The following is a 19,865-nucleotide window of genomic DNA, read 5'->3' as shown; positions in this document are numbered from 1 at the left end:
CCCGCATCGAGCGCCGAAGCACTCCGGAAAGAAGAAGCAGGAATCGAACACGGGCGAGGCTTATGTCTCGCGGTGCGTCGGTAAAAAGCAAGTGAAATCCGTATCTTAGAAAGACTACAAGGTGCGCGGCCGGAGCTGCCTGGCGCCTTGAGCAAGAGTGGGAGGAGGCACGGCATCCGCGCCGCGCCGGGCGATCATGCAGTGTCAGTGGCGCAAGGCGCGCAGGTCCCGCGCCGCCTGGACCATGTTGACCAAAGCCGGCCTGACCTCTTCCCATTTGCGGGTCTTCAGCCCGCAGTCCGGGTTGACCCAAAGCTGCGCGTCGTCCAGCCGTTGGCGCGCGAGCCGCAGCAAGTCCGACATCTCTTCGACATCGGGCACGCGCGGCGAGTGGATGTCATAGACGCCCGGGCCGATCTCGTTCGGATACTCGTAACTACGGAATGCCTCCAGCAGCTCCATCTTCGACCGTGAGGTCTCGATCGAGATCACGTCGGCATCCATCGCCGCGATGGCATCGATGATCTGGTTGAACTCCGAGTAGCACATATGCGTGTGGATCTGGGTTTCGTCACCGACGCCTGACGAGCACAGGCGGAAGCTTTCGACGGCCCAGTCGAGATAATGCTTCCAGTCCCCGTGGCGCAGCGGCAAGCCCTCACGCAGAGCCGCCTCGTCGATCTGGATCATGGCGGCGCCCGCCTGCTCCAGATCAAGCACCTCATCACGGATGGCGAGCGCGATCTGCCTGGCCGCATCGCTGCGTGGGATGTCGTCGCGGATGAAGGACCAGTTGAGGATCGTCACCGGCCCGGTCAGCATCGCCTTCATGGGCTTCGTGGTCAGCGACTGGGCATAGCGCCACCATTCCACGGTCATCGGCTTCGGGCGCGAGACGTCGCCGTAAAGGATCGGCGGGCGCACGCAACGCGAACCATAACTCTGCACCCAGCCATGGCGCGTGAAGGCGAAGCCCGCGAGCTGCTCGCCGAAATACTGGACCATGTCGTTGCGCTCGAATTCGCCGTGAACAAGCACGTCGAGACCGATCTCCTCCTGCCAGCGCACGGCGCGCGCCGTTTCCTCGCGCAGGAAGGCTTCATAGTCGGTCGCGTCGAGTTGCCCCTTGTCATGGGCGGCGCGTGCCTTGCGGACCTCCGGGGTTTGCGGGAAGGAGCCGATGGTCGTGGTGGGGAAGGCGGGAAGGTTGAAGCGCTCGCGCTGCAGCCGAGCCCGGCTCGGGAAGGCGTTCTTGCGGCGGACGAAGGCTTCCGTCACGGCCGCCAAGCGCCCGGCGACGATCGCGGCGTTGACTTTGGGAGAAGCCTTGCGGGCGGCGACGGCTGCCGTCGAGGCGGAAAGAGCGTCCTTGACGCTGTCGCGTCCCTCCGTGAGCGCGCGGCCGAGTGTCGCCAGTTCACCCATCTTCTGCACGGCGAAGGCGAGCCAGCCCTTCACTTCGGAATCGAGGTTCGTTTCCAGTTCGAGGTCGATCGGGCTGTGCAGCAGCGAGCAGGATGGCGCGATCTGGACATGGTCGGTGCCGCGCTTGGCGGCGACGGGCGCCACGCGGGAAAGGATTTTCTCGAGATCCGTGCGCCAGATATTGCGGCCATCGACGACACCTAGTGACAGGACGATGCCACGCGGCGCCTTGGCGAGAACAGCATCGCGCTGCTCCGGCGCACGCACCAGATCGATATGGAGGCCCGCGACGGGCAGCGAGAGCGCGGTGTCCAGGTTATCGCCGATGCCGCCGAAATAGGTGGCGAGCATGATTTTCAGATCCGGCAAGGCATGGGCGAACAGCGCATAGGTGCGACGCAGCGCCTCGCGCGCGGGTTCGTCGAGATCGAGCACCAGGCAGGGCTCGTCGATCTGGACCCATGTCGCGCCATTGGCGGCAAGCCGGCGCAGGACATCGACATAGACCGGCAGCAGATCACCCAGAAGCGTCAGCGGGTCGAAGGACGGATCCTTTGCCTTGCCGAGGCGCAGGAAGGTGACGGGGCCGAGCAGGACCGGACGGGTCTCGAAGCCGAGGGACTTTGCCTCGCGGTATTCATCGACCGCCTTGAGCGAGGCGAGTTCGAAGCGCTGCCCGGCTTCGAATTCTGGCACCATGTAATGATAGTTGGTGTCGAACCACTTCGTCATTTCCTGTGCCGGCACGCCGTGGGACGCGCCATGATCGTGGTGGCTATGGCCGCAGGCGTTACGTTGCTCATCACCCTGCGACCCGCGCGCCATCGCGAAATAGGTCGCAAGCGATACTGGTCCGCCCGTCCAGCCATAGGCCGCGGGGATGGCGCCGACCATCACGCTGGTGTCGAGTACCTGATCGTAGAAGGAAAAGTCATTGGAGGGAATGACCGTGATCCCCTGGGATTTCTGGCGCGCCCAGTTGGCCGCGCGCAGAGCTGCGGCGGCTTCCAGAAGTGCCTTCTCGTTGGACTTGCCGGACCAGAAATTCTCAAGCGCGATCTTGAGTTCGCGGCGCGGACCGATGCGCGGCGTGCCGAGCGTCGCGACGGCAACGGATGATAGTTGAGACATAGGCTTAACCCCAAAAGTTTGGGGGCAAAGGCCAGAGCGGACGCGGGACGATCGCCCGGCCGAACAGAGATCCGGGCGAGCCGTCGAGCGCACCACCGGGACACCCCGCCCGTGGACGTTGTTCGCCACGGCAGGTCTCCTGGCTCGCAGGTCGTCGCCTCCACCCGTCTTCCCAAGGCTATCGCCTAAGTGACATCGTGGGCATCGGCTCGCCGCTTACAGTTGCGGGGGCAGCGCCGGCATTTCACCGGCTTCCCTCTTAGCCCCGACGCGCCGCAGCCGGCATGTCAGGGAACCATGGCATGGGCATCTTGAGATGCCGGGAGAGGGAAGTCAACGTTATATAAAGAATTGTTTATATCTCTACGTCGCGGGACGTCCTTCAAGCTGACACGAACTTACTTCGCCGAAGCTTTTCTGGCGCGTTCAATGATCTGCCCAAAGCGTTTCGCCGCATCTTTTGGCATTCCTTACGGCAAGGCAGCTGAGGAGGGTTCTTCGGTACCGACCTGAATGAGCATGACCATGCCCATATCGTAGTGCGGCGTGCATTTCACGCCGTAGAAGCCTGTTTCCGTAAAGTCGATCAAAGAGATGCGTCACCATCTGCATGTGTCTCGGAACACAGTTCGGAAGGTGTTGCGTTCGCTCGCGATGTCCTTTGAATATGCGCAGAAAGTTCAACTGCAGCCGAAGTCGAGGCCTGGCGCCTTGCGCTGGATTGTGTTTCGGCGTGCAAGTTTGACCCCATGAGGCGGGGGATCGGCGTCCAACTTTGACCCCCTTGAGCCGGTTTCGGTGAGACTGCCCGTCCTGGTTTCGGATGGGCGGGCGGGGGATGAAGGGCGTGGATACGATTGCGCGGATCCGGCGCGAGTTTTCGATCCGTGGGAAGACGATCAAGGAGATCGCCCGCGAGCTGCATGTCTCCCGGAACACGGTGCGGAAGGTGCTACGCTCGGGTGCGACGTCGTTCGAGTATGAGCGGAAGGTTCAGCCGCAGCCGAAGATTGGACCCTGGCGCCCTGAGCTGGATCGGCTGCTGATGGCGAACGACGGCAAGCCGGCCCGCGAGCGCCTGACGCTGATCCGGCTCTTCGAAGAACTGCGGGATCTCGGCTACGAGGGCGGATACGATGCCGTGCGTCGCTATGCGCGAGGCTGGCGCCGCGAGCAATCCGCCGTCACGGCCGACGCCTATGTGCCTTTGAGCTTCGCGCCCGGCGAGGCCTATCAGTTCGACTGGAGCCACGAGATCGTCGTCATCAATGGCGCGACGACCCAGGTGAAGGTGGCGCATGTCCGGCTTTGTCACTCGCGCATGCTGTTCGTGCGGGCCTATCCGCGCGAGAGCCAGGAGATGGTCTTCGACGCCCATGACCGGGCCTTCGCCTTCTTCAAGGGCGCCTGCACGCGCGGCATCTACGACAACATGAAGACCGCGGTGGAGACGATCTTCGTCGGCAAGGAGCGGGCCTATAATCGCCGCTTCCAGCAGATGTGCAGCCATTACCTGGTCGATCCCGTCGCCTGTACGCCGGCCTCGGGCTGGGAGAAGGGGCAGGTCGAGAACCAGGTCGGGCTCGTGCGCGAGCGCTTCTTCGCCCCACGGCTGCGGGTCAAGAACTACGACGAGTTGAACGCCTGGCTGATGGATCAGGTGCTCCGCTACGCCAAGGCTCACCGCCATCCCGAACAGCGTGACCGCACGATCTGGGAGATGTTCGAAGCCGAGCGCCCGAGCCTGGTGCCTTACGCGGGGCGGTTCGATGGTTTCCACTCACTGCCAGCCTCGGTGTCGAAGACCTGCCTCGTGCGCTTCGACAACAACAAGTACTCGGTCATCGCGAGTGCGGTCGGGCGTCCCGTCGAGATCCGCGCCTATGCCGATCGGGTCGAGCTGCGCCAGGACGGGCGTATCGTCGGCGAGCATCCCCGCTGCTATGGCCGCGACCAGACCATCTACGATCCTTGGCACTATGTCCCGGTGCTGGCTCGCAAGCCGGGAGCCCTGCGTAACGGCGCCCCCTTCAAGGATTGGGTCCTGCCCGGCGCGATCGATCGGGTCCGGCGCAAGCTCGCGGCCGTTCAAGACGGCGATCGGCAGATGGTCGAGATCCTGACCGCGGTGCTGAGCGACGGGTTGCCCGCCGTCGAAGCTGCCTGCGCGGACGCCCTTCGGCAGGGCGTCCACTCCGCCGACGTGATCATCAACATCCTGGCCCGGCGCCGCGAGCCCGCGGCAGCGATCACGATCATGACGCCCGATGCGTTGCGCCTGCGCCATGAGCCCACCGCCGATTGTGCCCGCTACGACAGCCTCAGGAGAGCCGTGTGATGGAACGCTCGGAGATTCTCGCCACCATGGGCGAGCTCAAGCTCTATGGCATGAAGGCCGCCTTCGACGAGATCATCGCCTCGGCGGTGAAGCGCCAGCACGAGCCGCAGCGCGTCGTCGGCGACCTGCTCGCAGCCGAGATCGCCGAGAAGCAGGCTCGTTCGATCAAGTATCAGATCACCATCGCCAAGCTGCCGCTCGCCAAGGATGTCGCCGACTTCGCCTTCGACGGCACCCCGATCAACGAGACGCTCGTCCATGATCTCGCCGGCGGGAACTTCCTGGCTCATCAGCGCAATGTCGTCCTGGTCGGAGGCACCGGGACCGGCAAGACCCATCTCGCCATCGCGATCGCCCGGGCCTGCATCCGTGCCGGAGCTCGCGGCCGCTTCTTCAACGTCGTCGATCTCGTCAACAAGCTCGAGGCCGAAGCCCGCGCCGGCCGCCAGGGCCGCATGGCCGATTATCTCGCACGCATGGACTTTATCGTCCTCGACGAACTTGGCTATCTGCCCTTCGCCCAGTCCGGAGGACAACTGCTCTTCCACCTGGTCAGCAGGCTCTACGAGCAGAGCTCCGTCATCGTCACCACGAACCTCGCCTTTGGCGAATGGCCGTCCGTCTTCGGCGACGCCAAGATGACCACCGCGCTCCTCGACCGGCTCACCCATCACTGCGACATCGTCGAGACCGGCAACGAGAGCTGGCGCTTCAAGAACAGGCTCTGAGTTCCCCGCACACCACCGATCCGGAGCCGGCGCGGCTGCGCAATCCAGACCAGCTCCGCCGCGCCGCCTCCTCACCGCGCAGCATACTCAAGGGGTCAACATTGGACGCCGATCGGGGGGCAACTTTGCGGGCCGTTTGACAGCGCTGGATCGTAGAGCTCTCTGTGCTTTGCAGAACGCAGCGGCGCTGCTTTACTGCCGACTGTTAAGGTCACAATAAACGCGAGGGGCGGCAAATGAAGAACATTGGGAGAGTGCTCGGGCTGGTCGGAAGTGCTGCTGTGCTTGGAAGGGTCGGGGCCTGGGTCATTGGGCTTCTCTCGCCCTCAATGGGCATCCTGGCGGCAGTCGGTATTATTTCTTTGGCTGGTAGTGCGCTGGGTGTTCTTATCGTGGATTACCTGAAAGATGGCTGATCGGATGAAAGGAGATTTGTACCCCCAGTCGCCCAATGAAGCAGGCGTGAGGTCGCCGTCCGTCGCGGTCAACCGCCAAATTGACGGCTTGATCTTCTGGCTATGGCTGAAAGTCAGCACGGCTTGGTCAAACCTACGCAGCATCCCCGGTAACCTGTGCTGCACCTCTCCCAACTGTACAATCCATCTCAAATCCGCGAACGAGGATCCGTGCACCGACACACGGCCGTCGTCATCGCGATAACGAGACGGCGGCAGCCATATTCTGATGCAAGGGTGCTGCGCCGCCGCCGCTTTCGGACGACGCTTCGCATCCCCAATCTGGCGCTCCTGAATTCCGTCCTTAGCTCAACCCGATGGACATAGCCTGGGCTTTTTCGCAAGAGACATTTTACCGCGCCAGCACTCGAGGGTGGATTGCCGGCTGCAAGGTTTGTCGCTTTGCGTCACCACAGCGCGCAACTCAAATCGCCACGCACCATAAAAACAGCCTGCGCTACGTCGTCACCTTTGGGCCCGACGATGGGGTAGTCTGTCGGATCGGTCCATGAAGGGCCATGTCGAGTGGAGCAGGAAACCGATGGTCGAGCAAAGGCGACGTCCATGGCTGGTCCAAGCGGCGGACTCACTTCGAGAGGTTGAGGTAGGCCGGCTTCTGCTCGAAAGGAATGAACCGGATTGCCTTAGCGTCGAGATCGAGCTCTCTCGCAGTGAGATAGCGCGGCGTCTGGTTGGCGTAATCCCAGATCGAATAGACGCCGTTCTTTAGATCCGCTGCCACAGTCCATTCCGTCGTCTCGAAGCCGGCGACCCACCGCCGGTAGAGCTGCCGGCCTGGGTCGCCACGGCACCGGGCGGGATGTCGAAGTTGTTGAGGATGTGCCGTGCAGCATTCATTGCATCAAGGCCCGTGGCTAGCTCCGGCAGGTTCTGAGTGAACATGAAGGCGCGTACGAACCGGGAAGGTGACAGAACGTCTCCCGGAAGGCCGCGCAGTCCCGCCCCGGTGCTGGGCTGGGCGATGGTGAGGCTTCCCACTTTGCGTGGCGCGGGCTCGTTCGCCGAGAGATTGCCGTAGAGACCGAGATTGGAGAGGTGCCAAGGAAAGGCCGGGGCATTGGTCATCACGCCAGTCGGGTTGTCATACATATTCAGTTCGCCATCGACATACTCGATGACAAGGCTCTTGCCGGCGAGATCATGCAGGGTCACATGCAGCGGCACCGGACCGTTGAAGGCCGCCTGGGGCGCAGTCGAAACCTTAATTTTTGGCAGGTCGGCCTTCACCTCATCGATCGTTGCGAAGTTGGTGAGTATCCATGTTAGCAGCTCGAAGGAGGCGATGGAGTTTTTCGCTTCGGAGGCTGAGACCTCCTGGAAACTTGCGAGGTTGGGGAAGAACAGGAGGCCGCCGCCAAGACCCTTTTCATTCATGCCATCGATCAGCACCGGAAGTCCGAGGCCGTTAGCGCCGAATGCGCCATATTTCCCGGTCCATTCCAAGCCTGTACCCGCCTTGCCGTCCGGCCCAGTGCCTTTGAACGTATATCCGCGCGGCAGTACCATCAGTTCGGACTGCAGCGGGAGACCAAATTCCATGGTCCGGCCATAGACCCGTGAACCATCCTTCGCTGAAATCAGAAAGGAGGTACAGGCTTGCGCCGACGGCGGCGTTAGGGCGAGGGCGGTGGAGGCGAAGGAAACGGAAGCGATGCGGGTGAACCGGCTTTTCAGCATAGTGTTTCCTTTTGCGGCTTAACACCCGGCCGCCAGACTGTTCTGTCGAGCATAGACCATGTTGATCGTTACGGAACTATTCACATTGCATTCTGCGGGTGATTTAATGCCAAGGTATTTGGTAGTCCCTAGAGGACTGCTACCGACTAGTCAGCCAGGCGGAATGTAGGGAAGGCGGAGAAGCCGTCTAAATACCCGCCCAAACAGTCTGGCTGTGCAGTCTGAGAGCCGGCGGGGGCTATCGCATAGTTCGTTCACCTGTGAGGCTTGTACACCGATCGATATGCAGGGCAGCGGCAACGAGGACATTCATGGGGCATTGACCGCTCACGTCCCACCACGAAGTCGGCAAGGTCGCCACCTTGGAAATGGACCCACACAGCGACGGCACCGGTCGACGCCTTCTCAGCTGAGCAGCGGCCCCAAAGATCTCGGGAGCATTGTGCCCGTAACCCAGATACGCCCGCAGCGCATTTCCTATGGCGTCACATCGAGCACAGAAAGTGCCCTTGGACCACGGCAGGCGTGACCAGCACGATGCCGGATAGGCGGTGCGCGGGAACATGGACGTGCGCCCTGCGTTATCTGCGATCATGCAGCATCCCTGGCCAGAGCCTGTTATTTTACGAGTACCTGATGATTCTCCCCGCAACGTGACGAGCGTCGAGGAGGCGTTCGGAGCGCTATCCAAGGACTGGCCATCGGCGGCAGCCAGATCTAAGCCACACCTTATAGCTCGGCGAGCTTGCTTGGCGGCATTGCAAGGTCATCGACCCAAAGCTGTTAAGGTTGCGCGCGCTGCTTTCGTCGAGGCAGCCAAGGCGGCCCGGATCATTTCTCATCCTCGCCGCAAAGCGCATCGCGGCCTAGATGCGTAATCCCGACCTTAGGCCAATGCCAAATTGCTCTACCAGACCGCAAGCGATTAGCGACGGCCCCGACTGAATATCGTCCGGCTGCAGATCGTAAGCCACCCTGAGTCCACGCATGCTCGTCAGGGAGAAGCGCTCGCGATAGCCGAGCCCCCGCCTTTGAGCATACGTGAGCGGGACGTCTCTGCTATGGTCAGGTATGCGCCGCCTTTGGTTCGAACCAGTCCCATTGCGTTTGCCGGATAATTCGATCCGATTCGTGATGTGCGTTGAAGACGCGCAGGCCATGTTGCGCGATGAGTGGCCCGTAATCAGCTTTACCCGGACGCTCGCCATCGACCGTTGTGGGTTAGCGCCACATCCTCCCATCAAGCTCAATATTGCGCGTGCACGTGCCGCCTTTCTCAAGGCGGCGGAAGAAGCAGGGATGCTTTAAAGTACGCGATGCGATCAAGGCTGCGACATGTGGAAGTAGGTAAGCGCGGTGAAGACAACGCAAACAGCCGCGAAAACCACCAGCGCGATCACTGACCAGAATAGTGAGCCTGCACTTTGCCGCGTGGAGTAAGCCGTCTCAATCGTCGCGTGCGCTGCCGCCAGTTGTGCCCCTGTCTGACGAAACAAAAACTCAGCCATGACACGCTGTTCGGATGCGCTGCCTGGCTGCGTTCTGGCATACGAATTTGCCAGTTCTCGCAAGTTGGAACCTGCATGTCGGACGACCTCGTCCTCAAGTTGCTCTATACCCATTTTGCGTCTCTTATACTATGTGACAGCACGGTCCGTTACCTCGTCCCGAGCGGGCTTATTGGCTCTGCCGACGTGATCGATTTTTCGCAGGGCTTGGACAAAAATGGCTGAGACCGGTATCGAAGTGCTGAGTGGGTTCAGCGCATTCCCGGCGCCCTTCGAGATCGGATCGTCCATGCGCTATATACTTTCGAACGCGAGAAGTGCCGATTCACCAGCTAATCGAAAGCTCCGGTAAGCCTGTTTGTTACGAGGGGTCCTATTCGGATCCGGTCGTGGCGCTTAATGATGTGCCGTCTCGCTCACGTTCGACATCTTGGTTGCAAGTTCATAACGAAAACCCCCCGGTTCATATCGCAGCAGGACTTCACCTCCGAAATCCTGCGCGACGATCCGCTCGAGGAGACGAGACCCGAAGCCGGTTCGCTGGGGTATCTCGACCAGAGGGCCATCCTCTTCAATCCATCGGAACATGAATAGATCATCACTGCTCGGCCGCCCGATCGTCCATGACACATGAACGCGGCCATCGGGAACGGACCAGGCGCCATATTTGATCGCGTTGGTCGCCAGCTCGTTGGTAGCGAGCGCAAGAGTCAATGCCTGTTGCGACGACAACTGCAGCGGCGGCCCTTCAATCACCACGGCTCCGTCTGGACCGCGATGGGGCGCAATAGCACTTTCCACGATGGAGCTTATGGGAGCTCCGCTCCAGCTTGCCTGGGTCAACAGGGAATGCGCATCGGCGAGCGAGCGAAGCCGCTGTCCGAAAATGTGCTTGGCGTCGTCGATAGATGCCTCTGACCGGAAGGTCTGGTTCGCGATGGCCCTCACAACCGACAGCGTATTCTTCATGCGATGGGCGAGCTCGGCATTGACGATCCGAGCGTTGCGCTCGGCAACCACGCGCGAGGTTGTCTCGATCACCGTATCCATGATGCCGGCAATATGACCCTGCTCATCCCGGATGGGGCTGTAGCAGAAGGTGAACCAGGCTTGCTCAGGGTAGCCGCCGCGTTCGACGACCAGCGGAAAGTCCTCGATGAATATGGCTTCCCCCGCGTAGGCGTTGTCGACGAGCGCGCCGATCTCTGACCACGCTTCAGACCAAATGTCCTTGAATGAGCGCCCGAGGCAATCGCCCTTGTCGCCAAGGATGGGGAGAAAGGCGTCATTGAAGATGGCGGTATACTCCGCGCCCCAGACAATGCATTTCGGGAAGCGCGAGTTCACCATCATACCAACGGCGGTTTTGAGGGCGATCGGCCATCCTTGGATCGGGCCAAGCGGCGTTGTGCTCCAGTCAAAGGAGCGGATCGCGTCGCCCATCTCGCCACCGCCGTTCAGAAATTGTGTTGGCAACAGCATCGCTCCCGTTGGAAATTTCCAATCTAGACGGAAGCCTCGCCATATGAAAGATCAAGCGCCGGCGAGCTTTCGTACGGACCTCTGATCTGCGGGAACCTCGCCGTATCATGCGCGTTACGCGGAAAAAGTTGTTCGCTAGGGTTCATACGCCATTTTGGTACCAACGTCGGGGTCGATCCCTTCAAGCGGAGAATGCACGCGCCCATGAATGGAAGGGATTCTAGTGGGTACTCATCACGGTTCGCCACACCCCGTGGTGCTCGTCGTGGAAGACGATCCGTTTCAGCTGATGACGGCAGCTGATATCGCCACGGACGCAGGGTTTGAAGTGCTCGAAGCCTATAACGCGGACGAGGCTATCGCCGTTCTTGAGAGCCGCAGCGATATCCGGATCATCTTTACCGACGTGGAGATGCCGGGGTCCATGGACGGTCTGAGGTTGGCGGCGGCTGTTCGTGATCGCTGGGCCACCTGTGGAGATCATCATCACCTCTGGAATGTCCCTACCCAGCGGCTGGACCATGCCGGAGCGCGGCGCCTTCTTCCCGAAGCCGTACGATTCGCGCCGAGTGCAGGCGAAGATGAGAGAATTTGCTGCTTAAGTGGGTATTACTGGCACAGCATCCCTTCCAATCCACACGTGTCAATTGCGTTTGGCTGTCCAATTCTGTTCACCTCGTGACTCGCCGCGCAGGGAGATCGAACACTAAAAGCACACTGCGACGTGAGGCGCGATGGAGCCGCGAACCCTCGAGGCAAAACTGGTCGACGCCCCCTTTGAAGCTACATGAACTGCGAAGGCGGCATACCTCTATCGGTCAGTTGCGTTTCCATTGCTATCGGGACGAACGTCGACCCAACCAGGTTGCGAGGGCCCGATGACTAGCTTAGGCCAGTCAAGCTTTTTCTGATCCAATAGGCGCAAATCGCGCTTATTCAGGTTGCCAATGCCAAGCCAGGCGCAGCTCGTAGGCGGGCTATGTCGCGTGCCGGCGGTTCTCCGAAGTGGCGGCGATATTCGCGACTGAACTGCGACGCGCTTTCATAACTTACCCGCAAGGCAGCAGACGCAACATCTATGTCCTCGATCAGCATCAGGCTGCGCGCGTCCTGCAACCTGAGCTGCTTCTGAAATTGCAAAGGCGTCATCGCTGTCACGGCGCGGAAATGCTCGTGAAGGCTGGATGTACTCATGCCTACGTCAGCGGCGAGCCGCTCAATACTGAACCGCTCCCGGAAGTTCTTTCCGATCCAGGCGATGGCAGTACCAATTTGGGCGATCCGCCCCTGGCTGGAGGTGACATGGCGCATCCGTGCGCCATCTGGACCGGCGAGCAAGTGATAAAGAATTTCCTGCTCGACGAGTGGCCCCAGCACGGGCAGCGCTTTTGGATCATCGAGCAGGCGCAGCAAGCGTAGCGCCGCGTCGAGCAGACCGGCGCCGGCGTCGGAGACCGTTTTGCCGATGGGTGGCGATGGCGGCCCTGGCGGTATCGTCACGCGCGATGCCAAGTCCCCCAACATAACCGGATCGAAATCGAGGTACAGGCAGAGATAGGGCATGTCAGGCGTTGCCTTGACCACATGGCCTATCGCTGGCAAGTCGTAGGTGACGACGCCATAGCGACCTAATGTGACCTGCTTCTGCCCCTGCGCCACCAGGCATAGTTGCGGCCGATAAACATTTGGCATCGGCATCGTCACGGTGGAGGATCGAACAAGCGTCAAGCGTTCGATGGGTGTGCCGTGAAAACCATCCTTCGAGACGAACCTAGTAATTATCGCTGCAATTTCACTCAACGCTTCCATGGAGTCGACTATCCCACGCGGAAGGAACTGCGGCAACGCGAACCAGCGATTTCTGGAGGATCATGCAGAAATCTCGGCGCATCAGGCTCACGCTCCCGGGCAGCCGCGTATCACAGTGGCGCCGGCGCAGAGGGTACACCAAACCCCCGTCGCATAACGAGTGCGGAGCAAACATGACACCAGATAGTCTTAAAGTACCCACCGTCGCGCTGGGCACCTGGGCCTGGGGAGACAGCGGCGAGAGTGCCGAAGGCTATTTCGGTAGCCGCATAACTCGAGCTGGCCTGGAAGAGGTCGCCGACAGGGCGCATGCGGCCGGGTTCACCCTCTGGGACACTGCCGTTGTTTACGGCATGGGCCGTTCAGAGACCGTACTTGGGGAGGTATTGAAGCGCTTTCCCCGTAGCGACTACCAGCTCTCCACAAAGTTCACCCCGCAGGCCGCCGGAGCCGGCGCAGATCCCGTCGCGGACATGCTGGAGCAGAGCCTGGAACGCCTCGGTACCGACTACATCGACCTTTATTGGATTCATAATTCAGCCGACGTGGAGCGGTGGACGCCTCACTTGGTTTCGCTCTTGAAGAGCGGAAGGGTGAGACATGTCGGCGTGTCCAACCACAACCTGAGCGAAATCAAGCTCGCCGACCAAATCTTAGGCGAGGCTGGATTTCAAGTCGAAGCCATCCAGAACCATTATAGCCTCCTCTACCGCAGCTCCGAAGAAGCTGGCATCCTGGAATACTGCCGCAACTACGGCATCCCCTTCTTTGCCTACATGGTGCTCGAACAGGGCGCCTTGAGCGGCAAATATAGTCCGGAAAACCCCCTCCCGGAAGGCACAAACCGAGCGCAGGCTTACAATGGGGTGCTGTCTCAGCTAAAGGCGCTGACGGACAAACTCGCCTCCATCGGCCAGCAACAAGATGCCGAAGTTCCCGATGTGGCAATAGCTTGGGCCATCGCTAAGGGCGCTACACCGATAATTGGTGTCACCAAGCCCAACTACATCGACGGGCTAGTCAGAGCCACCGCGGTTACGCTTTCCAGCGATGATATTGTGGCCTTGGAAGCAATCGCTGATGCAGCTGGCGTCAACACCCGCGGCTGGTGGGAAAAGGATATGCAAGCTTAGCGCGACGTCGGCACCGGACAGGACGCCGGCAAGGAGAATGAGGCGGATGCACTTGCGTAGTGTAGAACCCCGCGCCAGTTGGCGACGAGCCTCACCGCGTTCACCCTGAACCACGGAGCGGGCGCCCTTGGCGACACCGGCCCAGTCGTTGCTCTCGCGACACGCGCACGCGTTCACAGCCGCAGCGACAAGCGCCACGATCAGCAGAATTTTCACCAATGTCTCCGGCCGGAGAAACAGTGGGTTTGAGGCGAAGTGAGCGGCGCGGCTCAACAGAGACCTGCGATCAGTGCCGGTCGAGAAGTCGTGTAGGGCGGGGCCTTTGCAGTGGGCTTTGACTCGATAAGATCGACCGCCTCAGGGATGGAGGTGTAGCCGTGCCTGGTGTTATCGCGGAGTCGGTACAGCAAGAGATTCAGAAGCATTTGATTGATGCGATCAGGAACCGTACTGCAGTTGATGTACCAGGTACCATCCTGGACTTGATCGAGCAGTATCCCTCTGCTGGCGTTCAGGCTGAAGAGTTCCGGGACTTTTTAATCCATCGAGCAATCGCTATTGGCGTCCCGATCAAGATCTGACGAGTCTCCCCGAAAAAGAGGGCGCACTCAGCAACCATAGTCTCGCTGAAAACTCAGAACGTTAGAGAAGCTTGCCCAAGGTAACCGGGTGTGCTTGTCTCAGGTCGCGTCGGTTGGGGGCGGTGCTCGCCGGCCTCGGGGGGAGCCAGGCGTGTTGTGCTACCACAAACGATGCCAAAGCCCCCGGCCAGAATAGCCTGGCTGGGGGCGGGCTTGTGGATTGAGCTGCGCTATGCTCCGATGGCTGACCTCAACTCCGCTCCCCCGGGGACGAGGTACCGCCTCCGGCTGCCCTTTCCCCGGCGCAAGCCAGCAGCCGGGGGCGGGCTCGACCATCTCATGCCGACAGCCCTGAAACAAGGCGGCCGATCTTCACCCAATAGGCGCCCGTCGGTACAGAGCGGCCTTTCCGAGGACGGGATCTCAAACCGAGGGTTCGCCGTGAATCCTCACGATTTCGTTGGCCATTTCGCTTTGTAGTTGATGCTTCAAATACGCCTAGCGCGCTGATGCCCCGACCAACTTTCGAGAGGCTACCCTGCGCATCCACCTCCAGTGTTTGCCAATTGTTTAACGTTCGCTAGAAGCTTGAGCATTCGGCACAGAAGCCTCTCATATGGGAGGTCAGGCGCTTCGCGGTGCCGATCTATGCCTTGTGGGGCAAGGGTATGGGGGACTATCCGGATGTGCGTGCTGACGTGCCATCATTGAGATCGAGCTCGAGAAGGGCTGAAACTCGTCGCCTATGTCGGCGACCCAGACATCGCCATGCGCATTGCCGAGCTGTGGCGCCTTAAGGATAGCGTGGCATTCGTATAGCTCGCGCGTATACCCCGGTGGCCAGGACATGTGTTCGGTCAAAGCCAATCGGGCAGATCACCTCTCTCGAGGTCTATAGCCACGCTGTCTCTTCTGTCGCAGAAGAGAGAGAAAGGCTACAACCGCGTCATTCTCACATGGATAACTGCGCTGGATGGCTTGGCCGTAGGTACCAATACGTCCCCAACGTCGCGTCAGGCAGACTTCTCCAAGCAAGGTCGGTTCTATAGACATCGCATAGAAGCGAGCCATGTTCTTCGAAGTGTCTTTGCGCTCGACATAAAGTCGGTAGGGCTGCGTGATCATAGCGCGACATTCGTGCAAGGCAGCGCCGATATCCAACGACAGTTTTGAATCGCTGGACCTCAACTGATTCAAATATTTGAAGAATGGTTCAGTCGAGAGCTTCTCCACCAGCGGCGAACGTTTGTCCGCAGACCAATGTTTGTACCGGACAATAGCTGCGCGCTCCACCTGTGGGCCCGGGAGTGTTTCTCCTCGGACCGTTCAGCTCGGAGAAAAATTGTGGCGAGCGACCCAGTCGAAGTCTGGGGCCGTTGCAGCCCGCCCACCCAGCCCCCCCCCCCCCGAGGTGCCGATAAAACGGCCGATCGAACTTTGCGGATCGTCTGGGCGGCCGCATCACGAACGCGGCCATTCGGGCAGAGCATCTTGAATTGGGCTCGAGCGGTGGAATCTCCGAGGCGCAAGAGGTGTCCGCGTCTTTTGGGAGCGGGAAGCTCGCCCGGCACGGCCGATCATCGCCATAGGTGAATTCGAGCATCCCGGTTGCGCAATTGGCCTTCGCAATGAGCAAAATATTCTGCGTTCCCCCGTAGAAAGGCGAATTTTAACGGCAAGAACGCGGCAGACCAGATGATTTACGAGCACCGCCCAGGATCAAAGGGAAGATCTCCCTTCAAACGCCTTCTTGATACCGGCTAAAATCGCCGGCGTCGGCTTAGGATCGGTGTTGTTGGTCACCTTCCTAATGTGACTCAGGATTTTCTTCTCGTTCTGTGAGAGCACTCCAGTCTGGAGCTTCTCCCAGAGTGAAATGTCCAGAGCGAACTGGGCGAGAGCCAGGCGAAAGAGGTGCATCGGGTCGACGTTCAAGACCTCGGCGAGAACGCCCACCTTGTCGAGCGGCACCTTCATTGCGCCGGACTTGAACATAGAGATGACATTGGGGCTCTTGTAGCCTACGGCCCTGGCGATCTCCGCCTGGGACGTGTTGCCCTCTCGAAGAGCCCTTTCTATGGCTTTATCGAGGAACACCGCGATTTCCGGGATCTCGACTTCCTTAGACGCGGCTGGCGCAGCTGTGCCAGTGCGAGCGGAGGTCAGTTTGTTCAAAGCCATAGTCTTTTCATCTCCTGTGTGCGCTACTCCGTTGTCGATCATCGATATCATCATCCGGATGTGTATCGCGTCTGATTAATGATATAGCGTGCCTATCGACGGATGTGTTGCGCTCGTGAGATAAAGTTACTGATGACTGTCGTTCGCGCTTAGAGCTGAATAAGTCAATAGTTACTTACCCGGGTAAGCTGGCTATCAATGCGAGCGGCCGGACACTTTCCCATCTGAAACCGTCCCCCGATGGAAAATGACTCGCGAACCGCTCCCGGATCGTCGTCTCATCATCGAGGACGCGCCCGGGGTCAATGAGATGATCCTTGGCGACAACGAAGTTTTTCGACTGGGGAATGTTTGACGAGCGCGAGGCGGCGTAACAATCTAGAAGGCGCCCGCATAATACCAGCGATACAGAGCTAGTATGATGAAGACGGCGCAGATGAAGGCGAGGACCATGGAGAGCTGTAGATCAAATGTCTCCTTCGAATTGCGGACAGAGATCTGACTGTTAGCAAACGATTGTGGGATTTCTCGCTTCACGTCGGGAGGGCTCTGATTACTCGCCGGGTGATCGTCAGCGTCGGAGAAGATATCATACAAAGGTTCAGACGCCGCAGTGGGTTGAGGCGTCACGTATGACGGGCGAGCGATTTTGTCTTGGGATCTCACGCTACTTTTGGTTGGAATCACCGCGCTTTCCGGAATCGCGCGAGGGGGTGCTGGCTTGCGTGAACCCCCACGCTGGCTTCTAAGGTTACATACGAGAGCGTAGATCGGCAGAAGTATCACAGCCCAAATATTCGCCAGAACTGACCCTTTAACAATGGACTCCCAAAATTCAATGTACCCAAACGGAGGCCACAGTCCGATCATCGCGGAAACGACCAGAGCGCCGACAAACTGTGACGCAATAATAATTGGGGGTATCATCGCGATGGTGATTACAAGCCATTTGGTGCGGCCAGGCTCACCTCGAGCCGGATGGATGCTTTTCTGTCTGTACCAGACCCGGAAAACTACAAAGATGCCGAAGGCCATCAACATCACGCCGCTCCCGCTCGAAGGGCTGCCTTATGAAAGCTAATCGCAAACTCGTCAATGTGTTCGACCCTCTCGTATACGGCATTCAGACGGCGCTTGAGCGGGAGAGGCGCCTCGCGGAGCTCGAGGAAGAGATCCGTCAGCTTCGTAGGCGCCTCCTTCGTCTGAAAGAGCAGATTAGGCTCGGCGAGACCGCTGACGCTCGTCGCCTCGATCTCCATTGAGGCACGACGCGCCTTCAACCGTCTGTGATCATCAGTAAATACTTACTAATAAGGAGCCGCCCTTGTCGTCGAATCCACGTCTGAAAATTCCCCAACCCATCGCCCTGTGCGGCTATCCGAATAGTGGGAAGTCCTCGGTCCAGAGGATCCTAGCGGATCGCTTCGCGGTCGAACCGGTGGATGACGGACTTCCGCTCCGCAAGATCGCCATGGATTGGCTCGGCCTCGCGCCAGAAGACGTGTTTACCCAGGAGGGTAAAACCCGGCACACGGAAATTCTCGGGCGTCGCTGGCAGAACCGGGAGATCCTCGGAGAGTTGGGCAATCGCTGAGGACATGCTCGGGGATTTCGCCATGCCCTTCATGTCGACCCGAAAGCTCGATCCCTCGCGCTCCTACTCATTCGGCTCGGTGCGCAAGAACCAGGGGCTGTTCTACCAAAGCCTCGGTGGTGTGGTGATCGGGATCACCCGGCCTGGAGCCGAGCCGTCGCCTTTCATCTTCGACAAGTTCGACGAGTCGGTCGTGGACTTCTGGATCGAGAATGACGGTGCTGTCAGCGACCTGGAAGAGAAGGTGATCGCCGTTCTCCAGCGCTACACGGATCAGGAAAGAGAGGTCGCGTGATGGACGACCCCGATAAGATCCAGCTGGTTCTCGTCAGCGTCGGGGTTGTCTTCTGGCTCGCGCTTCTTCTCATGCACCTGCCGTGAAGCTAGCGCGCCTCGTAGTCCCAGGGATTGATGACCGGGATCTCAACGCGTAGCCGGGTGAAGTGCTTAACGTTCCTCGTCACGACCGTATGTTGATGCTCTAGAGCCGTTGCGGCGATCAACTCGTCGAAGTCCATCGACCGGAGGTGTGGCGGGTGCATAGAGTCGATGAGCGGGACTTGCGAGCGTCGGAAATCGTGAATGCGACCGTCAAAAATCTTCTCGGTCGTTCGCAGCCATTCGCGGAGTCTCTTCCCCTCCCCTTTGGCTTCCTTTCGTGAGACACCAACCTCAAGCTCCGATAGCGTGACAACGGATATCCACAGCTCCTGAATGTCAAGCTATCGAACCACGCTCTTACCGACTGGACTTCCCATTTGGTGTCAAAATTGACCGTTTCAGAAATCGCGTTGGTGTCGAGCAGATATGTCATTCGAAAATATCGATTCTCCTGCGCCGGCGCGTAGGCGCCTCGAATCGCTCGTCTGCCGTGCCCGGCACGATAAAGAGCTCGGAGGTCTTGCGGCCATCTGGCTTGGGTGAACCCTTGCGGCCCAACTCTGAAAGCTCTGTGGACTTGCGAGTTAGGGTGAGGATCTTGCCTTCAAATTCCACCTCGATCGATCCGCCAGCCTCGATCCCCTTTTGAATCGCGCGGAGATCGGCCTCCTTCATGTGCTTCTTGATAGCGATGCCCATCACTACCTCCGTCGTGTGTCTCGATCTCATATTACGACCCCGGCAGAGGGGTTCAAGTGGCGGCTCTCGCGACCTCAACGACGGTCGCTGATATGGTGCCGCAGGTGAAGTTTGCCCACGAGCTCAAGGCGCGCTCGATCCAGGGCAAAAAGATCCTGTTCGTGATCAACATGAGCCTCGACAGCCCGGCTGCGGTGCAGGAGGCACGGGATTTCATCGAAGGCGCCGGCTATAAGGTCGTCGGTACGGATCTCCCCTCGCGGCAGAGCTATCAGAACGCTCAGAACCTTGGCCGTGCTCTGACCGAGGCGACCCTCCCCACCCTCAATGACCGCGCGGCCGAGGTCGCCGCCGAGATCGTATCCACGGCCAGTGCGTTGACGGAGAAGAAGCGATGAGTGAGACGACGAAGAAGGCGCCCGCAGCTCGCAAGCCCCGCATCGCTGTTCCGATTCCCCGCAGCCAGGATGCCTCGGACACACTCTCGAAGCCCGCATCTGAGAGCCAGACGGAGATGACCTTCCGGATGGACACCAGGTTTGCGGTCCGCTTCAAGATCGAGGCTGCCAAGCGGCGCATGAAGATGCGTGAGATGTTCGAGGCTGCGACGAACCTCTACCTGGAGACGCACCCTTCCGACGAGAAGTGGGATTAATCAAGAGCGGCTCCGATCCCACCAATGCAGCTGACGTCAGCGGAATTTCAGCGTTCTCTCGGCATGA

23 protein-coding genes, 1 pseudogene and 1 riboswitch are annotated in these 19,865 nt (G+C 59.7%); of the genes and pseudogenes, 12 read left to right on the top strand and 12 right to left on the bottom strand.

Going from position 1 to position 19,865, the window contains the following annotated elements; all coding sequences use genetic code 11:
• Window positions 1-204: 204 nt before the first annotated feature.
• Both metE and KIO76_RS29895 read right to left on the bottom strand, forming a co-directional pair.
• On the bottom strand, window positions 205-2,556 hold the full coding sequence (gene metE, locus KIO76_RS29900) for a 5-methyltetrahydropteroyltriglutamate--homocysteine S-methyltransferase (RefSeq protein WP_213327321.1): 2,352 nt from the start codon (window positions 2,554-2,556) through the stop codon (window positions 205-207).
• A 112-nt stretch (window positions 2,557-2,668) separates the two neighbouring features.
• A riboswitch (cobalamin riboswitch) is annotated at window positions 2,669-2,871 on the bottom strand.
• 155 nt (window positions 2,872-3,026) lie between these two features.
• Window positions 3,027-3,113, bottom strand: coding sequence for a hypothetical protein (locus tag KIO76_RS29895; RefSeq protein ID WP_349629444.1), 87 nt, complete (start codon window positions 3,111-3,113; stop codon window positions 3,027-3,029).
• 281 nt (window positions 3,114-3,394) lie between these two features.
• Between KIO76_RS29895 and istA the strand changes: the two genes are divergently transcribed.
• Together istA and istB are read left to right on the top strand one after the other, a co-directional pair.
• Window positions 3,395-4,894, top strand: coding sequence for an IS21 family transposase (istA, locus tag KIO76_RS29890; protein ID WP_213322865.1), 1,500 nt, complete (start codon window positions 3,395-3,397; stop codon window positions 4,892-4,894).
• The gene (istB, locus tag KIO76_RS29885; RefSeq protein ID WP_151612119.1) at window positions 4,894-5,622 is read left to right on the top strand and encodes an IS21-like element helper ATPase IstB; all 729 of its coding nucleotides are present in this window, start codon (window positions 4,894-4,896) and stop codon (window positions 5,620-5,622) included. Before istA ends, istB begins: the two co-directional genes overlap by 1 nt.
• A gap of 1,041 nt (window positions 5,623-6,663) precedes the next feature.
• On the opposite strand, the gene KIO76_RS29880 is transcribed toward istB, so the two are convergent.
• Entirely contained in the window at window positions 6,664-6,819 is a 156-nt protein-coding gene (locus KIO76_RS29880) for a hypothetical protein (RefSeq protein WP_213327320.1), read from the bottom strand.
• On the bottom strand, window positions 6,804-7,775 hold the full coding sequence (locus KIO76_RS29875; RefSeq protein ID WP_213327319.1) for a choloylglycine hydrolase family protein: 972 nt from the start codon (window positions 7,773-7,775) through the stop codon (window positions 6,804-6,806). The genes KIO76_RS29880 and KIO76_RS29875 overlap by 16 nt, the downstream gene beginning before the upstream one ends.
• A 563-nt stretch (window positions 7,776-8,338) precedes the next feature.
• Between KIO76_RS29875 and KIO76_RS29870 the strand changes: the two genes are divergently transcribed.
• Window positions 8,339-8,653 carry a DUF982 domain-containing protein gene (locus KIO76_RS29870; protein ID WP_213327318.1) on the top strand — a complete coding sequence of 105 codons (315 nt, stop codon included), beginning with the start codon at window positions 8,339-8,341 and terminating at the stop codon, window positions 8,651-8,653.
• Between the two features lie 193 nt (window positions 8,654-8,846).
• Window positions 8,847-9,083, top strand: a complete 237-nt coding sequence (locus KIO76_RS31865; protein WP_363316887.1) for a DUF982 domain-containing protein — start codon at window positions 8,847-8,849, stop codon at window positions 9,081-9,083.
• Between the two features lie 14 nt (window positions 9,084-9,097).
• Here the strand turns inward: KIO76_RS31865 and KIO76_RS29860 are convergent, their stop codons facing one another.
• Together KIO76_RS29860 and KIO76_RS29855 are read right to left on the bottom strand one after the other, a co-directional pair.
• On the bottom strand, window positions 9,098-9,397 hold the full coding sequence (locus KIO76_RS29860; RefSeq protein WP_213327316.1) for a hypothetical protein: 300 nt from the start codon (window positions 9,395-9,397) through the stop codon (window positions 9,098-9,100).
• 282 nt (window positions 9,398-9,679) lie between these two features.
• Complete coding sequence (locus tag KIO76_RS29855; protein ID WP_249730242.1) at window positions 9,680-10,759, bottom strand: sensor histidine kinase; 1,080 nt, start codon at window positions 10,757-10,759, stop codon at window positions 9,680-9,682.
• Window positions 10,760-10,973: 214 nt separating this feature from the next.
• Here KIO76_RS29855 and KIO76_RS29850 point away from each other — a divergent pair.
• Window positions 10,974-11,367 (top strand): annotated as a pseudogene (locus tag KIO76_RS29850) (response regulator).
• Window positions 11,368-11,701: 334 nt separating this feature from the next.
• On the opposite strand, the gene KIO76_RS29845 reads toward KIO76_RS29850, so the two are convergent.
• On the bottom strand, window positions 11,702-12,574 hold the full coding sequence (locus KIO76_RS29845) for an AraC family transcriptional regulator (protein WP_213327314.1): 873 nt from the start codon (window positions 12,572-12,574) through the stop codon (window positions 11,702-11,704).
• A gap of 173 nt (window positions 12,575-12,747) precedes the next feature.
• On the opposite strand from KIO76_RS29845, the gene KIO76_RS29840 reads away from it, so the two are divergent.
• A complete protein-coding gene (locus tag KIO76_RS29840) occupies window positions 12,748-13,707 on the top strand; it encodes an aldo/keto reductase (RefSeq protein WP_213327313.1) in 960 nt (319 codons plus the stop codon).
• A gap of 377 nt (window positions 13,708-14,084) precedes the next feature.
• A complete protein-coding gene (locus tag KIO76_RS29835; RefSeq protein ID WP_213327312.1) occupies window positions 14,085-14,288 on the top strand; it encodes a hypothetical protein in 204 nt (67 codons plus the stop codon).
• An 876-nt stretch (window positions 14,289-15,164) separates the two neighbouring features.
• Here KIO76_RS29835 and KIO76_RS29830 read toward each other — a convergent pair.
• From KIO76_RS29830 to KIO76_RS29820, 3 genes are all read right to left on the bottom strand, one after another.
• Window positions 15,165-15,341 carry a WGR domain-containing protein gene (locus KIO76_RS29830; RefSeq protein ID WP_349629443.1) on the bottom strand — a complete coding sequence of 59 codons (177 nt, stop codon included), beginning with the start codon at window positions 15,339-15,341 and terminating at the stop codon, window positions 15,165-15,167.
• 666 nt (window positions 15,342-16,007) lie between these two features.
• The gene (locus KIO76_RS29825) at window positions 16,008-16,511 is read right to left on the bottom strand and encodes a helix-turn-helix domain-containing protein (RefSeq protein WP_213327311.1); all 504 of its coding nucleotides are present in this window, start codon (window positions 16,509-16,511) and stop codon (window positions 16,008-16,010) included.
• Between the two features lie 336 nt (window positions 16,512-16,847).
• Entirely contained in the window at window positions 16,848-17,510 is a 663-nt protein-coding gene (locus KIO76_RS29820; RefSeq protein ID WP_213327310.1) for a hypothetical protein, read from the bottom strand.
• A 29-nt stretch (window positions 17,511-17,539) separates the two neighbouring features.
• Here KIO76_RS29820 and KIO76_RS29815 point away from each other — a divergent pair, with 29 nt between their 5' ends.
• From KIO76_RS29815 to KIO76_RS29805, 3 genes are all read left to right on the top strand, one after another.
• Complete coding sequence (locus KIO76_RS29815; protein ID WP_213327309.1) at window positions 17,540-17,731, top strand: hypothetical protein; 192 nt, start codon at window positions 17,540-17,542, stop codon at window positions 17,729-17,731.
• 62 nt (window positions 17,732-17,793) lie between these two features.
• Entirely contained in the window at window positions 17,794-18,063 is a 270-nt protein-coding gene (locus KIO76_RS29810) for a hypothetical protein (RefSeq protein WP_213327308.1), read from the top strand.
• A 22-nt stretch (window positions 18,064-18,085) separates the two neighbouring features.
• Complete coding sequence (locus KIO76_RS29805; protein ID WP_213327307.1) at window positions 18,086-18,358, top strand: hypothetical protein; 273 nt, start codon at window positions 18,086-18,088, stop codon at window positions 18,356-18,358.
• An 88-nt stretch (window positions 18,359-18,446) separates the two neighbouring features.
• Here KIO76_RS29805 and KIO76_RS31860 read toward each other — a convergent pair whose 3' ends face one another.
• A complete protein-coding gene (locus KIO76_RS31860) occupies window positions 18,447-18,764 on the bottom strand; it encodes a PIN domain-containing protein (protein WP_363316886.1) in 318 nt (105 codons plus the stop codon).
• Window positions 18,765-18,873: 109 nt separating this feature from the next.
• A complete protein-coding gene (locus KIO76_RS29795; protein WP_213327306.1) occupies window positions 18,874-19,143 on the bottom strand; it encodes a hypothetical protein in 270 nt (89 codons plus the stop codon).
• 56 nt (window positions 19,144-19,199) lie between these two features.
• Between KIO76_RS29795 and KIO76_RS29790 the strand changes: the two genes are divergently transcribed.
• Together KIO76_RS29790 and KIO76_RS29785 are read left to right on the top strand one after the other, a co-directional pair.
• Window positions 19,200-19,541 carry a hypothetical protein gene (locus KIO76_RS29790; RefSeq protein ID WP_213327305.1) on the top strand — a complete coding sequence of 114 codons (342 nt, stop codon included), beginning with the start codon at window positions 19,200-19,202 and terminating at the stop codon, window positions 19,539-19,541.
• The gene (locus KIO76_RS29785; protein WP_213327304.1) at window positions 19,538-19,798 is read left to right on the top strand and encodes a hypothetical protein; all 261 of its coding nucleotides are present in this window, start codon (window positions 19,538-19,540) and stop codon (window positions 19,796-19,798) included. Before KIO76_RS29790 ends, KIO76_RS29785 begins: the two co-directional genes overlap by 4 nt.
• Window positions 19,799-19,865 lie beyond the last annotated feature (67 nt).

It is taken from the genome of Chelatococcus sp. YT9 (assembly GCF_018398315.1).
GTDB lineage: Bacteria > Pseudomonadota > Alphaproteobacteria > Rhizobiales > Beijerinckiaceae > Chelatococcus.
The sequence above is the reverse complement of the archived record's forward strand: the minus strand, read 5'-3'. Positions and strand labels throughout refer to the sequence as shown.